This window comes from Devosia sp. (assembly GCF_017307495.1).
GTDB lineage: Bacteria > Pseudomonadota > Alphaproteobacteria > Rhizobiales > Devosiaceae > Devosia_A.
The window spans coordinates 12,644-26,423 of record NZ_JAFKHE010000015.1 but is presented as its reverse complement, the minus strand read 5'-3'; the positions used below and the strand labels follow the sequence as shown (position 1 = coordinate 26,423).

Here is a 13,780-nt window from a genome sequence, read left to right as displayed (position 1 = left end):
CGGCGACGCCGACACATTTCACATTCGATGCAACTTGCGACCAAGTCTTGAGCGCGGAATCGCCCGCACCTACCTCGCGCTTGTTAAGGAGTGCCCTCCCAGTCTGCTCCGGCTCTTAACGCATTGTAAGTAATGCCTTAGCCGAATTTTAAGCGCGATCCGGTAGCGTCTGCGGCGTGGTCAGGTTGAGTAAGTGAGTACAATGACCGTCCAAATGCGTCCCCGCGTAAAGTACGTGATCGGTCCGGACGGAAGTCCGTTGACGATTGCGGACCTTCCCCCCAAGGACACCCGCCGCTGGGTTATCCGCCGCAAGGCCGAGGTCGTTGCCGCCGTGCGCGGCGGCCTGCTGAGCCTTGAGGAGGCTTGCCAGCGCTATACCCTCTCCGTCGATGAATTCCTCAACTGGCAGGCTGCCATCGACAAGCATGGCCTTGCCGGCCTGCGCACGACCTGGATCCAGCACTACCGCGAAGGCTGAGCTGAAGTTCCACGATAAGTTCAAGCCCGCCCGGCAAATGCTTGGCGGGCTTTAGTCTATTCGGCTGACCGAGCAGACACCTGTGCTTGTGGCCACCCCCTCCTGGAGGAGATGAGGCTACCCCCTATGGTGTCTCCGCGCTCAGATACTTCGCCCCCTCCGGCGTCGCCTTCAGCCGCTCGTAGTGGTCGCGGATCGCCGGGAACTCCTCGCGCGCGAACGGGGTCGAGTACCAGCGATGCGATGACAGCGCGATCGCCAGGTCGGCAATGCTGAGCCGGCCGTTGGCGACATGGCCGCCGCCCTTGATCAGCTGGTTCTCGAGGATGTGCATCCGCGCCGTCCAGTTCTTGATCGACTCGGCGATCCGCGCCTCGTCGGCATAGGCAGGGTTCTTGCGCAGCAGGGCGAAAACCGCGTAGCCCCATTGCGCATTGAGTTCCGACACCTGCCAGGTCAGCCACTGGTCGACGAGCGCCCGCTCCCGCGCCCCCACCGGCCATAGTCCGCTCCGGCGCGTATCGGCGAGGTAGCGCATGATCGCGTTGCTCTCCCACAGCACGAATCCATCCTCGATGATCACCGGCACCAGCCCGTTGGGGTTGAGCGCCAGGTACTCGGGCGATCTGGGATCGCGATGCGGCATCCCCCATAGCTCGGTCACATACTCGGTGCCGATCAGGTCGGCCGTCCAGAGTACCTTGCGCATGTTGATCGAGGTGATCCGCCCCAGGATCCTGAGTTCCGCCATGGTCACTTCTCCTTAACCTTCGCCCGGCAGTTCCTGCCGATTTTCGCATTTTGCGACACCGAGTTAACACCTTGTTTACCATCCACTCGGTAATTTTTGCCTATGGGCTCGGTGCGTTGACGCGCACCCAAGACTAAAGGGTGATCCCGCGTGGACGGGTTACTAGCGTTTATCAACCGCCTCGGTCTGGCGCGCGTCGCCGCCATGGCCGTCATCGCCGTGCTGATGCTGGGCTTTTTCGCCTTCCTCATCATGCGCGCCTCCGCGCCTTCTCTCGCCCCGCTCTATTCCGGCCTGTCGCTGGAAGATTCCTCCGCCATCGTCACCGAGCTGCAGGCACAGAACATCGCCTACGAAGTGCGCGGTGACGGCGACACCATCCTGGTGCCGCGCGACCAGATCACCTCGATTCGGATGTCGCTCGCGCAGGACGGCCTGCCCACCCGCGGCCAGGTCGGCTACGAGATCTTCGACCAGCAGTCGACGCTGGGCGCCACCAGCTTCGTCCAGAACATCAACAATGTCCGCGCCCTCGAGGGTGAGCTGGCCCGCACGATCGGCTCGCTCGCCCGCATCAAGAGCGCCCGCGTCCACCTCGTCCTGCCCGAGCGTGCCCTGTTCAGCCGCGAGCAGAAGGACCCGACGGCCTCGATCGTCCTGTCGGTGCGCGGCGAGCTGTCGGCCGGCGAGATCCGCGCCATCCAGCACCTCGCCGCCTCCGCCGTCGAGGGGCTGACCCCGATGCGCGTCTCGGTGGTCGACGACACCGGGCGCCTGCTCGCCTCGGGCGCCGGCAACGGCGCCGACGGCATCCTCGCCTCCGAGGGCGAGGAGCGTACCCTCAGCGTCGAGAACAGGCTGCGCGGCCGGGTCGAGGACCTGCTCGCCAATATCGTGGGCGCCGGCCGCGCCCGCGTACAGGTTTCCGCCGAGCTGGACATGAACCAGCTGAGCAAGACCTCCGAGACCTTCGATCCTAACGGCCAGGTCGTCCGCTCCACCCAGACCCGCGACCTCGCCAACTCGGCCAAGGGCGGCGACTCGGGCCAGGTCAGCGTGGCCAACGAACTGCCCGGCGCCTCGGCCAACTCCGGCTCGGGTTCGAGCACCAGCGAGGACTCGACGACCACCGAGGAAACCACCAACTACGAGATCTCCAAGGTCACCCAGACCGAGCTGACCCAGGCCGGCGGCATCAAGCGCCTGTCCATCGCCGTGGTCGTGGATGGCACCTATGTCGCCGACGCCAACGGCAACGCCACCTACACCCCGCGCACGCCGGCCGAGATCGACCAGATCACCGCGCTGGTGAAATCCGCCATCGGCTACGACCAGGCGCGCGGCGACCAGGTCCAGGTCGCGAACCTGCAGTTCGCCGATCGCCCGGACCTCGCCGCTCAGGGTACGGCCTCACCCGGCCTGTTCGATTTCACCCGCGACGACCTGATGAACGGCGCCGAGATGGCCGTCACCCTACTGATCGCGCTGGCCCTCGTCTTCTTCGTCCTCCGCCCGCTGCTCAAGCGCGTCCTGGCGCCCGAGAACAAGACCCTGGCCTTGCCCGCCAGCGCCGAGTTGGGCGCCGCCCCCGGCGTGCCCGCCCCTGGTCAATTTGGTGCAGACGGCGTCCCTTCAACGCTCCCCAACCTCAACGGTGAGTACGGCGACGACGACCAGCCGATCCGGCCCAAGGGCGATCCCGCCTGGATGAAGAATGCCAAGTCCATGGGCGAGGCCCAGGCCAACACGCTGCGCACCGTCGGCAGCTTGGTTGAAGAACACCCAAAGCAGGCCGCGCTGATCGTTCGCGATTGGCTTGGTAGCGCGGCATAGGATCGACAGGCATGCCCGCAAACGCACTCGCGCAGAACGACGCCCAGCAGGCGATGAGCACCCAGCTCGTCGTCGGCGCCAACGCCATGCAGCGCGCGCTGCGCGGTGACGAGAAGGCCGCGGTCCTGCTGCTCGCGCTCGGTCCCGATTTCGGCCGGCCGATCCTCGAGGAGCTCGACGAGATGGAAATCCGCCAGCTCTCGCGCGCCATGGTCAAGCTCGGCCCGATCACCCAGGACATGCTCGACACCCTGTTCATCGAGTTCGTCACCACGATCTCGTCGAACGGCTCGCTCGCCGGCAACACCGACACCACCGAGCGCCTGTTGCTGAGCTTCCTGCCCTCCGATCGCGTCGACTCCATCATGGAGGAAATCCGCGGGCCGGCCGGCCGCAACATGTGGGAGAAGCTCTCCAACGTTCAGGAAGACGTGCTCGCAAGCTACCTGAAGAACGAGTACCCGCAGACCATCGCCGTCGTCCTCTCCAAGCTGAACACCGACCACGCCGCTAAGGTCCTCGCCAACCTGCCCGAGGAACTGGCGCTGGAAGTCGTGCAGCGCATGCTGGCGCTTGACCCGGTGCAGAAGGAGATCCTCGAAAAGATCGAAACGACGCTGCGCACCGAGTTCATGTCGACGCTGAGCCACACCAAGCGCCGCGACAGCCACGAGCAGATGGCCGAGATCTTCAATGCCTTCGACCGCCAGACCGAGGCCCGTTTCCTCACCACTCTCGAGGAGCGCGACCGCGACGGTTCCGAGCGCATCAAGGCGCTGATGTTCACCTTCGAGGATCTCGCCCGCCTTGAGCCCGGCGCCATCCAGACCCTGGTCCAGAAGCTGGACAAGAAGGAGCTGGCGCTCGCCCTCAAGGGCGCCAACGAGACGGTCAAGGACGTGTTCTTCGCCAATATGTCCGCCCGCGCCGGCAAGATGCTGAAGGAAGACATGCAGGCCATGGGACCGGTGCGCCTCAAGGACGTGGACGAAGCCCAGGGCCGCATGGTGGCGACCGCCAAGGACCTCGCCGCCAAGGGCGAGATCGTCATCACCAAGGGCAAGGCCGATGAGGAGATGATCGGCTGATGACCGCCGCACCCGCCCGATTCACCTTCGACCTTGACCTCGGCCACCGCCAGGAGCGCAACTCGCTGGTCACCGAGACGGCCATGGCCGAGTTGCTCGCCGCTGCGCGCGCCGACGGCATCGCCGCCGGCATGGCCGAGGGCGAGCGGACCGCCCTCGCCAGTGCCCAGCGGGCCCAGGTCGCCGCTGCCGAGGCGCTCGGTTCCCGCGTCGCGGCCATGGCTGCCGGCATGGACGATGCCCGCAGGCAGATCATTGCCGAGTCAGTAGAACTCTCGCTCTCCATCGCGCGCAAGCTCGCGGGCGGCCTCATCGCCCGCCAGCCGACCGGCGAGATCGAAGGCCTCATCGCCGAGTGCATGGCGACGCTCGATGGCGTGCCGCACCTCGTCATCCGCTGCGAGCCCCATCTCGCCGACGCGGTGCGCGACATCGCCACCGGCCGCATGAGCACCTCCGGCTTCAACGGCCGCCTCGTCGTCCTCGGTGATCCCGACATCGCCATCGGTGATGCCCGCATCGAATGGGCCGACGGCGGCGTGGTGCGCGACATCCGCAAGCTCAGCGCCGAGATCGACCAGAAGATCGCCGACTACTTTGCCGCCCGCGGCATCCGCCGCGGGACAGACGAGGAGACCGAACAATGAGCACCGGAGGCATGAACCCGGGCGTCGAGTTCGAGGAAATGACCGCCCCTGGCCGCGAGGGCCAGATGCCGCCCGGCGAGAAGACGGCCGCCGACCTCGAGGCAGTATTCGACGTTCCCGTCCGCATCTCGGTGGTCCTGGGGCGGACCAAGGTGCCGGTCGCCAACCTGCTCAAGATGGATGTCGGCTCGGTGGTCGAGCTCGACCGCCAGGTTGGCGAGGCCGTCGAAATCTACGTCAACGATCGCCTCGTCGCCCGCGGCGAAATCGTTCTCGTCGAGAACCGCCTCGGTGTCACCATGACCGAAATCATCAAGGCAACGTGATGCCAAACAACCACGCCGCCGTTCCCCTTCCATTACCGAGTCATTCCCGCGAAAGCGGGAACCTCTGTTTTCGGCACGCGCGGCTGGCACCGCAAACAGAGATCCCCGCTTCCGCGGGGATGACAGCAGTGGTTGGGACGACCACCAGGACTCGAGGAGCATAATATGCGGCTACTGATCGTCGGCGCCCTCGAGGGCCAGCTCACCACCGCCACCAAGCTCGCCATGGGCGGCGGCGCCAAGGTGGCCCACGCTCCGTCGGTTGAAATTGCGCTCGCCAGCCTGCGCGCCGGCCGCGGCGCCGACCTGCTGCTGGTCGACGTGATGATGGACATTTCCGGCCTCATCGCCGGCCTCGATGCCGAGCGCTTCGTCATCCCCGTGGTCGCCTGCGGCACCGAGAGCAACGCCGCGGCCGCCGTGAGCGCCATTCGCGCCGGCGCCAAGGAGTATATCCCCCTTCCCCCCGACGCCGAGCTGATCGCCGCCGTGATCGCCGCCGTCGCCCGCGAGTCGAGCGATTTCCTCTACCGCGACCCGGCCATGGCGCGCGTCGTCAAGCTCGCCGAGCAGATCGCCCCGTCCGAAGCCTCGGTGCTGATCACCGGCGAGAGCGGCACCGGCAAGGAGGTGATGGCCAAATACCTCCACGCCCGTTCGAAGCGCGCCAGCAAACCCTTCATCTCGATCAACTGTGCCGCCATCCCGGAGGCGCTGCTCGAGAGCGAGCTCTTCGGCCACGAGAAGGGCGCCTTCACCGGCGCCGTCGCCCGCCGCATCGGCAAGTTCGAGGAAGCCTCCGGCGGCACTCTCCTGCTCGACGAGATTTCCGAAATGGACGTGCGGCTGCAGGCAAAGCTCCTGCGCGCCATCCAGGAACGGCTGATCGACCGGATCGGCGGCACCAAGCCCGTGCCGGTCGACATCCGCATCATTGCCACCTCCAACCGCAACCTTGGCGAGGCGGTGAAGGAAGGCAGCTTCCGCGAGGACCTGCTGTTCCGCCTCAACGTCGTCAACCTCAAGCTGCCGCCGCTGCGCGAGCGCCCGGCGGACGTCGCGACCCTCGCCGATCATTTCGTCGACAAGTATGCCAAGGCCAACGGCCTCGGCCGCCGCGTGCTCTCCGACGAGGCGCGCGCTGCCCTCCTCAAGGCGCCCTGGCCCGGCAACGTACGCGAACTCGAGAACACCCTGCACCGCGCCGTTCTGCTCGCCGGCGGCGAGATCATCGGGCCCGACGCCATCGCCATGCCCGACGGCACCGGCCTCACCGAACTCGTCGCCACCGCTTCGCTCGCGACGCAGGCAGCGCAGGCCGCCGAGTCGATCTCGCGCGCCATGGTCGGCCGCACCGTCGCCGACGTCGAGCGCGACCTGATCCTCGATACGCTCGACCATGTCCTCGGCAACCGCACCCACGCCGCCAACATCCTCGGCATCTCGATCCGCACCCTGCGCAACAAGCTCAACCAGTACATGGACGAAGGCATTCCGGTGCCCGGCCCGGGCGAACAGCGGACCAACGCGGCGTGACACAGCCTGATTTCGCCGCCAGCCTCTCGGTCCTTCCTTCTCCCCTTGAGGGAGAAGGTGGCGCGCAGCGTCGGATGAGGGGTTCGCGGACGCAGTCTGCGCCCTTGGAGCGAAGCGACGAGCGACCGGGGACTCCGAGACATTCCCCTCATCCGGCCTTCGGCCACCTTCTCCCTCAAGGGGAGAAGGCGACAACTGCGAGACTCGTGACGAGCCATGGCTGATCTCTCCAATACCGGCGGACCTGCCTCCGGCCTGAAGCTCCCGGCGTTCACGCTGCAGGGGCTGCTGAAGTCGCTCGGCTCGTCCGAGATCGGCCTTGCCGTCGGCATCATGGGGATCATCGTCGTCCTCATCGTGCCGCTGCCGCCATTGCTGCTCGACCTGCTGCTGGCCATCTCGATCGTCTTCTCGGTGCTGATCCTGATGACGGCGCTGTTCATCCAGACGCCGCTCGAGTTCAGCTCCTTTCCGACCGTGCTGCTGATCGCGGCCATGCTGCGTCTGGCGCTCAACCTCGCCACCACTCGCCTCATCCTCGCCGAGGGCCATAACGGCACCGATGCGGCCGGCCACGTCATCGAAGCGTTCGGCGAGTTCATCACCAAGGGCAACTTCGTCATCGGCGTCGTGGTGTTCGCGATCCTCATCATCGTGAACTTCATCGTCATCACCAAGGGTTCGGGTCGCATCGCGGAAGTCGCGGCGCGGTTCAACCTCGACGCCATGCCCGGCAAGCAGATGGCCATCGACGCCGACCTGAGCGCCGGCCTGATCGATGAAGCGACCGCCCGGAAGCGCCGCGAGACGCTGGAGGCCGAAAGCGCCTTCTTCGGCAACATGGACGGCGCCAGCAAATTCGTGCGCGGCGACGCCATCGCGGGCCTGCTCATCACCTTCATCAACATCATCGCCGGGCTCGTCATCGGCATGCTGCAGGAAGGCCTGAGCTTTGCCGAAGCCGGCCACAACTACACCCTGCTCACCATCGGCGACGGCCTTGTTTCGCAGATTCCCGCGCTGATCGTCTCGACCGCTGCCGGCCTGCTTGTCTCCAAGGCCGGCGTCACCGGTTCAGCCGACAAGGCGCTGGTCGCCCAATTCACCGGCTATCCCAAGGCGCTGGGCATGTCCGCCGCCGTGATCGGTGCACTCGCCCTGCTGCCCGGCATGCCGATCATCCCGTTTCTGAGCCTCGCGGGCGGCGTCGGCTGGCTGGCGTTCAAGTCGGGCAAGAAGAAGTCGAACGCCGCCGACAAGGCGATCATCGAAACCGCCATGGCCCAGGCCCAGCAGAATAGACCCGCCGAGGAAGCGCCGATCACCGACAGCCTCAGGATCGACGAACTGAAGCTCGAACTCGGCTACGGCCTGCTCTCGCTGGTCAAGGAAGACGACACCGGCACCGACCGGCTGACCGAGCAGATCAAGGCGTTGCGCCGCCAGCTTGCCACCGAACTCGGCTTCATCATGCCGCCGGTGCGCATCCTCGACAACATGCAGCTCGAGCCGAACGACTACAAAGTCAAGATCAAGGAGGTCGACGCCGGCCGCGGCCAGATCTTTGCGCACCAGCTCATGGTCATGGATCCCATGGGCCGGGAGATCAACCTGCCCGGCGTCCACACCACCGAGCCGACCTTCGGCCTCCCCGCCACCTGGATCGAGCCGGCGCTGCGCGACGAAGCGGAACTCCGCGGCTATTCGATCATCGACCCCTCGACCGTCATCTCCACCCACCTCACCGAGGTGCTGAAGGCCAACGTCTCGGACCTCTTGAGCTACGCCAACGTCCAGTCGCTTCTGTCGGGCCTGCCCAAGGACCAGCAGAAACTCGTCGAGGACATCGTCCCCAGCCAGATCTCGGTTTCCGGCATCCAGCGCGTGCTGCAGACGCTGCTCACCGAGCGCATCTCGATCCGCGACCTGCCGACGATCCTCGAGGGCATCGCCGAGATCGCCGGCCCGGGCCGTACCGCCCAGTCGATCGCCGAGCATGTCCGTTCGCGCCTCGCCCGCCAGCTGTGCGCCGCCAACCTCGGCCCGGACGGCAACCTGCCGCTCCTCACGCTCTCGCCGCAGTGGGAGCGCGACTTCGCCGAAGCGATGATCGGTGACGGCAACGACCGCCACCTCGCCATGGCCCCGTCGCGCCTGCAGCAGTTCATCATCGGCGTCCAGCAGGGCTTCGAGAATGCCGCTCAACAGGGCGAAATCCCGGTCCTGATCACCAGCCCCGGCATCCGCCCCCACGTCCGCGCCATCATCGAACGCTTCCGCCCGCAGACCGTGGTGATGAGCCAGAACGAAGTGCATCCGAGGGTGCGGCTGAAGACCATCGGAAGCATTTGATCACCGCAAGCCCCACAGCGCCCCCTCGCCCCTCTGGGGAGAGGGCCGGGGTGAGGGGCAGCCAGGCGCACCGAGCCCTACCCCGACTACTCCCCCGGAAACCGCCCCATCAGCCAGAGCGCCAGAGCCGCCTTCTCCTTGGGTAGTTCCGCCGCCGCGATCCGCACCGGCTCGAACCCCCGCCGCTTCAGCGCCTCGTTGAGCGCAATCGCCCGGTTCGACGGGTTGACAATCGCCAGCGTCCGTTCGGCGAGTTCTGCCGCCAGTGTCTTCGACATGCGCTTGCTCACGACGACCTCGCCTTTCCGAACAACTCGCTGAGAGCGTATAGGCCCCAGCCTGCCCCCAGCATCAAGAGCGGGGTGAACAGTGCTCCCCAGTAGGAGTTGAACGGCTTCCCGACCGCCGCGAAGAGCACGAGATAGGCGACCACCGCCGCGAGGGCGAGCACGCCTCCCCGCCAGGCCCATAACCCGAGCAGCCCGAGCGGCAGCACCAGCGCCGCCAGCCAGCCTGGCGCGAGGCTCCACAGCCCGTTGAAGCTCGCCGCCGAGAGCAGGAATCGCACCCCCCCGAACTGCACCCAGCCCTCGGCATAGTCCCGGTCCATGGGCCCCAGCTGCTGCATCACGCTCCACCAGTGCCAGCCGAAATAGCTCGCATAGGCCAGCCCGCCCGAGACCCAGGCCGCCACCTCGCCCCAGCGCCGCTCCCGCAGCGCCAGCACCGCCGCCACCACCACGTATGGCGCCGCCAGCTCGCGCAGGAACAGCGCCGCCAATCCGGCGATCAGCCCGGCCCAGCGCCAGCCCATCCCATAGGCCGCAACCGAGAGCAGCATCACCGTGCCCGCCCCGACTTCGGAGAACACCGCGCTCGACGGCGATGCCAGCCCGCCAAGGCTCCCGCCCACCGCGATCAGCACCAGCACCGCCGGCACGATCCCGCCGTCCCGCCGTACCACCGCATAGCTCAGCACCAGTCCCGCCAGCGCCACCATCCCCAGCAGCCCCTGCCCCCACCCAGCCGGCAGTGCCGCGAGCAGCATCGGCCAGGCCGGCGTCCGCCAGTTGAATACCGAGCGCGTGCCGTAGCCGTCGGCCACCAGCACCTCATGCGCCGCGGTGTAGTAGCCCTGGCCGCCACGCATGCGCTCGATGATCCGCTGGTAGCTCACGAGGTCGCCCTCGGCCGGGCCGCCTCCCGCAGAGCCGGCCACCGTGGGCGAGGGCTGCATCGCCACCCACAGCAGCACCAGCATCGCCGCCAGGGTGACGCCGAGCACCGCCCAGCGCTGCACCCGCCCAAGGCCTGCGAGTCGTGTCGACATGAATGCTCCCGGTTTCCCGAAACCATGCCGCCTCGGCCTTAATTTTCGGCTTCTGCCCGGAACCGGCTAGCATCGGGCCGCATTCCCGGCTGCGCCGACCGGAGACCGCGATGAAGCTCTTCCGCTGCGACCACTGCGGTCACATGCTGTATTTCGAGAACACCCGCTGCGAGCGCTGCGGGCACACGCTCGGCTATGCGCCACTGCCCAATCGCATGGTCGCGCTCGACGGAGGGCCCCACAGCTGGCAGGCCCCGCACCTCGACCACCGCAGCTTCGTCTTTTGCGCCAACGCCGCCCACGGCGCCTGCAACTGGCTGGTCGCCGCCGAACCCGGCCACGATCCGTATTGCCGCGCCTGCCGGCACAACGAGCTTGTCCCCGCCATCGAGCTGCCCGCCGACCTCGCCCGCTGGCAGGCCATCGAGCGCGCCAAGAAGCGGCTGATCTACTCCCTGCTGCGCCTGCACCTGCCCCTCGCCACCCGCAACGAGGACCCCGTGCACGGCCTGAGCTTCCGCTTCCCCGACGAGGAACTGTCGCCCGCCCCGGTGCTGACCGGCCACGAGAGCGGCGTGATCACCATTGCTCTCAAGGAAGCGGATGATGCCGCGCGCGAGTATCGCCGCGCTCGCTTCAACGAGCCCTATCGCACCCTGCTCGGCCATTTCCGGCACGAGATCGGCCACTACTACTGGAGCATCCTCGTCTCCGGCAAACCGGCCCAGTCCGAGTTCCGGCGCCTGTTCGGCGATGAAACCGCCGACTATGGGGTGGCGCTCCAGCGCCACTACGCCGATGGCGCCCCGGCCGAGTGGCAGCAGGGCTATATCTCGGCCTATGCCACCTCCCATCCGTGGGAGGATTTCGCAGAGACCTTCGCGCATTATCTGCACCTGGTGGACACGACCGAAATGGCCGCCGCCTTCGGGATCCGGCTCAAGCCCAAGCTCGATCGGGCCGGCGAGCTCTCGGCGGAACTCGACTACAACCCCTACCGGGATGCCCGGATCGACGACCTCGTCGAGAACTGGGTCCCCCTCGCGTCCCTGATCAACAACCTCAACCGCGCCGTCGGCCAGCAGGATGCCTACCCCTTCGTGCTCACGCCCGCCGTGATCGAAAAGCTCGGCTTCGTCCTCCGCCTCGTCCGCGAGGCCGGCGCGTCGCAGTGGACGGTTGCCGGACCCGCAGGGCCGATCCCCATCAATGTGCCGCAGGCAGAGTAGCGGCAGCCGGAGCAGTATGATTGTCTGCGCTCATGCCCGACGACATCACGCTGCTCACCGTTCCGGTCTTCTCGACCCTCTGCAACGCCGCCTTTGCGCTGCGTCGCGAGGTCTTCGTCATCGAGCAGCAGATCCCGGAAAGCGAGGAGTTCGATGCCGACGACCTGACGGCAACCCACCTCGTCGCCATCGCGGCGGGCCACGTCGTGGGCACTCTGCGCATCATCGACGCGCCCGAACACGCCAAGCTCGGCCGCGTCGCCGTCGCAAGATCTTGGCGCGGCAAGGGCGTCTCGACTCGCCTGCTCGAGCGCGCCATGGCCATCGCCCGCGAAAACGGCCAGTCCCGCTTCTATCTCACCGCCCAGCACGACAAGCTCCGCGTCTACGAAAAGCTCGGCTTCGTCGCCTACGGCGAGCCCTTCGACGACGGCTCTGGCATCCTGCACCTCAGGATGAAGACCTACTGAGCCGTTACTGGATTCATTCAATCTTTACCGGTTAACCGGGTAGGCCGCGCACCGCCGTCAATTCTCCGCTAGCTTGATGGACGTGGGGCGCTGTGCCGCCCCGACCGGACGCTGGGAGGCGTGGAAGGCCGGACCTCGAAAACGAGGCCGGCCTTTTGTCGTTCGGGACCGTTCCGTCGCCAGGGTGCGGAACAACTTGCGTCCGCCCACGTTGCCTATTCATCGGGCCGTGCGGCACCTCACAGCCAAGCGTTGTGCCGCACGGCCTTGTTCATGACAGACACGAACGAGAGGACGATACAATGTTCCGCACCCTGCTGACCACCACTGCCCTCGCCGCGATTCTCACGGCAGGCGCCATCGCGCAGGACACCACCCAGGCCCCGGCCACCAATGCTCCGGCCACCACCACGGAGGCTCCCGCCGCCGGGGCCACCACGACGGCGCCCGCTGCTGTCGACAGCTCGATCCTCGCCTCCGGCTACACCGTCACCGACAAGGACAACCTCGCCACCGAGATCATCGGCAAGCAGGTGTATTCCTCGACGGCCGCTGACGCCGAGCATATCGGCGACGTCAACAATCTCGTCGTCGGCGCCAACGGCGAGATCGCCGCGGTGATCATCGGCGTGGGCGGCTTCCTCGGCATCGGCGAGAAGAACGTCGCCGTGAACTATTCCGAGCTCCAGTGGGTGACCGCGGACGACGGCTCGAAGCGCTTCGTCCTCCCGACCAGCAAGGACGCGCTGGAATCCGCGCCGGACTTCAAGACCACTGACGAGGCAGAGGCCGCACCCTCGGACAACAACGCCATGGCCCCGGCCAACCAGCCGGCCGATGCCGCTGCTCCGGCCACCCAGACCGCCGCACCGGCCGACCAGAATCACGCTGCCGCCGCAACCCCGATTGCCCGCGACCAGCTGACCGACGCTCCGCTGACCGCCGAGGAGTTGATCGGCACCAACGCCTATGGCCCGGGCGACGAGCATCTGGGCACGATCGGCGATGTGATCCTTGGCCAGGATGGCAAGATGGTCGACGCCGTTGTCATCGACTTCGGCGGCTTCCTCGGGATCGGCACCAAGCCGGTTGCCGTGGCGATCGAGAACCTGCGCTTTGCCACCGACGCGAACGGCAACAAGTACCTGTTCGTCAACGTGACGCGCGACCAGCTCGACAAGGCCGTGGCCTACAACAAGGACACCTTCGTCAACGAGCGCGACACCCAGCTGCTGGCCACCCAGCCGCTGAAGTGAAGCCGTCCGTCCAAGTACGAAAGGCCCGCTCCGGCGGGCCTTTTTTCATATCCGGCTCCCGCCGGCTTAGCGACGCGTATGCCGCAGCCGGCCGATCTCGTCGTATTCGGCCTGCTCGGCCTTGGCTTCCGCCGCCGCCTCGCGGCCATGCTCGCGCTGGTCCAGCAGTTCGACCTTCTTGAGGTCCTCCACTGCTTCGGCCAAGGCATCCTGCGCCGCCTCGAGGTTGCCGCGCATGTCGTTGGCCGAGGCCAACAGGTTGTCCCGACGCGAGATCGCCGCCTTGGCGAAGGTCGAGTAGGCAAAATGGGCGACGTCGGAAATTCCGGTCTTCTGCTGTTCGATTTCGATCTGCTGGTCGAGTTCGGCGGCCATGCGCTCGAAATCGGCGATCATCATCTCGATCTGCGTCAGTTGCCGGCGCTTCTCGTCCACCTGAAACTTCTTGAGCCGGATCAGGCTTTCGCTGCGCGACTTCATG

Annotated in this window: 14 protein-coding genes; 10 read left to right on the top strand and 4 right to left on the bottom strand. The window is 66.7% G+C overall.

What is annotated here, in order from left to right; all coding sequences use genetic code 11:
- Positions 1-202: 202 nt before the first annotated feature.
- Positions 203-481, top strand: coding sequence for a DUF1153 domain-containing protein (locus J0I99_RS06520; RefSeq protein WP_055046067.1), 279 nt, complete (start codon positions 203-205; stop codon positions 479-481).
- A 124-nt stretch (positions 482-605) separates the two neighbouring features.
- Here J0I99_RS06520 and J0I99_RS06515 read toward each other — a convergent pair whose 3' ends face one another.
- Positions 606-1,232, bottom strand: coding sequence for a glutathione S-transferase family protein (locus J0I99_RS06515; RefSeq protein WP_291396682.1), 627 nt, complete (start codon positions 1,230-1,232; stop codon positions 606-608).
- Positions 1,233-1,382: 150 nt separating this feature from the next.
- Here J0I99_RS06515 and fliF point away from each other — a divergent pair, with 150 nt between their 5' ends.
- The 6 genes from fliF (at position 1,383) to flhA (ending at position 9,014) form a co-directional block, all read left to right on the top strand.
- Complete coding sequence (gene fliF, locus J0I99_RS06510) at positions 1,383-3,065, top strand: flagellar basal-body MS-ring/collar protein FliF (protein WP_291393665.1); 1,683 nt, start codon at positions 1,383-1,385, stop codon at positions 3,063-3,065.
- Positions 3,066-3,118: 53 nt separating this feature from the next.
- Entirely contained in the window at positions 3,119-4,153 is a 1,035-nt protein-coding gene (fliG, locus tag J0I99_RS06505) for a flagellar motor switch protein FliG (protein WP_291396994.1), read from the top strand.
- Positions 4,153-4,800, top strand: a complete 648-nt coding sequence (locus tag J0I99_RS06500) for a FliH/SctL family protein (protein ID WP_291393667.1) — start codon at positions 4,153-4,155, stop codon at positions 4,798-4,800. The genes fliG and J0I99_RS06500 overlap by 1 nt, the downstream gene beginning before the upstream one ends.
- Positions 4,801-4,838: 38 nt before the next feature.
- Positions 4,839-5,126, top strand: a complete 288-nt coding sequence (gene fliN / locus J0I99_RS06495) for a flagellar motor switch protein FliN (protein ID WP_291393671.1) — start codon at positions 4,839-4,841, stop codon at positions 5,124-5,126.
- Between the two features lie 165 nt (positions 5,127-5,291).
- Positions 5,292-6,662 carry a sigma-54-dependent Fis family transcriptional regulator gene (locus J0I99_RS06490; RefSeq protein ID WP_291396680.1) on the top strand — a complete coding sequence of 457 codons (1,371 nt, stop codon included), beginning with the start codon at positions 5,292-5,294 and terminating at the stop codon, positions 6,660-6,662.
- A gap of 216 nt (positions 6,663-6,878) precedes the next feature.
- A complete protein-coding gene (flhA, locus tag J0I99_RS06485) occupies positions 6,879-9,014 on the top strand; it encodes a flagellar biosynthesis protein FlhA (RefSeq protein WP_291396678.1) in 2,136 nt (711 codons plus the stop codon).
- 86 nt (positions 9,015-9,100) lie between these two features.
- Here the strand turns inward: flhA and J0I99_RS06480 are convergent, their stop codons facing one another.
- Both J0I99_RS06480 and J0I99_RS06475 read right to left on the bottom strand, forming a co-directional pair.
- On the bottom strand, positions 9,101-9,292 hold the full coding sequence (locus J0I99_RS06480; RefSeq protein WP_291396676.1) for a hypothetical protein: 192 nt from the start codon (positions 9,290-9,292) through the stop codon (positions 9,101-9,103).
- Positions 9,293-9,300: 8 nt separating this feature from the next.
- The gene (locus J0I99_RS06475) at positions 9,301-10,344 is read right to left on the bottom strand and encodes a hypothetical protein (protein ID WP_291396674.1); all 1,044 of its coding nucleotides are present in this window, start codon (positions 10,342-10,344) and stop codon (positions 9,301-9,303) included.
- A 110-nt stretch (positions 10,345-10,454) separates the two neighbouring features.
- Here J0I99_RS06475 and J0I99_RS06470 point away from each other — a divergent pair, with 110 nt between their 5' ends.
- From J0I99_RS06470 to J0I99_RS06460, 3 genes are all read left to right on the top strand, one after another.
- On the top strand, positions 10,455-11,573 hold the full coding sequence (locus J0I99_RS06470; RefSeq protein ID WP_291396672.1) for a putative zinc-binding peptidase: 1,119 nt from the start codon (positions 10,455-10,457) through the stop codon (positions 11,571-11,573).
- Positions 11,574-11,605: 32 nt separating this feature from the next.
- Positions 11,606-12,043 (top strand): GNAT family N-acetyltransferase, encoded by a 438-nt coding sequence (locus tag J0I99_RS06465; RefSeq protein ID WP_291396993.1) that lies wholly within the window; start codon positions 11,606-11,608, stop codon positions 12,041-12,043.
- A 302-nt stretch (positions 12,044-12,345) separates the two neighbouring features.
- Positions 12,346-13,299, top strand: a complete 954-nt coding sequence (locus tag J0I99_RS06460; protein WP_291396669.1) for a PRC-barrel domain-containing protein — start codon at positions 12,346-12,348, stop codon at positions 13,297-13,299.
- Between the two features lie 66 nt (positions 13,300-13,365).
- Here the strand turns inward: J0I99_RS06460 and fliJ are convergent, their stop codons facing one another.
- On the bottom strand, positions 13,366-13,779 hold the full coding sequence (gene fliJ, locus J0I99_RS06455) for a flagellar export protein FliJ (protein WP_291392176.1): 414 nt from the start codon (positions 13,777-13,779) through the stop codon (positions 13,366-13,368).
- Position 13,780 lies beyond the last annotated feature (1 nt).

What these genes read in the sequence shown, in the direction of transcription:
- J0I99_RS06520 (WP_055046067.1), top strand. Translation starts at nt 203, where the DNA reads ATGACCGTCCAAATGCGTCCCCGCGTAAAGTACGTGATCGGTCCGGAC.
- J0I99_RS06515 (WP_291396682.1), bottom strand. Translation starts at nt 1,232, where the DNA reads ATGGCGGAACTCAGGATCCTGGGGCGGATCACCTCGATCAACATGCGC.
- fliG (WP_291396994.1), top strand. Translation starts at nt 3,119, where the DNA reads ATGAGCACCCAGCTCGTCGTCGGCGCCAACGCCATGCAGCGCGCGCTG.
- J0I99_RS06500 (WP_291393667.1), top strand. Translation starts at nt 4,153, where the DNA reads ATGACCGCCGCACCCGCCCGATTCACCTTCGACCTTGACCTCGGCCAC.
- fliN (WP_291393671.1), top strand. Translation starts at nt 4,839, where the DNA reads ATGACCGCCCCTGGCCGCGAGGGCCAGATGCCGCCCGGCGAGAAGACG.
- J0I99_RS06490 (WP_291396680.1), top strand. Translation starts at nt 5,292, where the DNA reads ATGCGGCTACTGATCGTCGGCGCCCTCGAGGGCCAGCTCACCACCGCC.
- flhA (WP_291396678.1), top strand. Translation starts at nt 6,879, where the DNA reads ATGGCTGATCTCTCCAATACCGGCGGACCTGCCTCCGGCCTGAAGCTC.
- J0I99_RS06480 (WP_291396676.1), bottom strand. Translation starts at nt 9,292, where the DNA reads ATGTCGAAGACACTGGCGGCAGAACTCGCCGAACGGACGCTGGCGATT.
- J0I99_RS06475 (WP_291396674.1), bottom strand. Translation starts at nt 10,344, where the DNA reads ATGTCGACACGACTCGCAGGCCTTGGGCGGGTGCAGCGCTGGGCGGTG.
- J0I99_RS06470 (WP_291396672.1), top strand. Translation starts at nt 10,455, where the DNA reads ATGAAGCTCTTCCGCTGCGACCACTGCGGTCACATGCTGTATTTCGAG.
- J0I99_RS06465 (WP_291396993.1), top strand. Translation starts at nt 11,606, where the DNA reads ATGCCCGACGACATCACGCTGCTCACCGTTCCGGTCTTCTCGACCCTC.
- J0I99_RS06460 (WP_291396669.1), top strand. Translation starts at nt 12,346, where the DNA reads ATGTTCCGCACCCTGCTGACCACCACTGCCCTCGCCGCGATTCTCACG.
- fliJ (WP_291392176.1), bottom strand. Translation starts at nt 13,779, where the DNA reads ATGAAGTCGCGCAGCGAAAGCCTGATCCGGCTCAAGAAGTTTCAGGTG.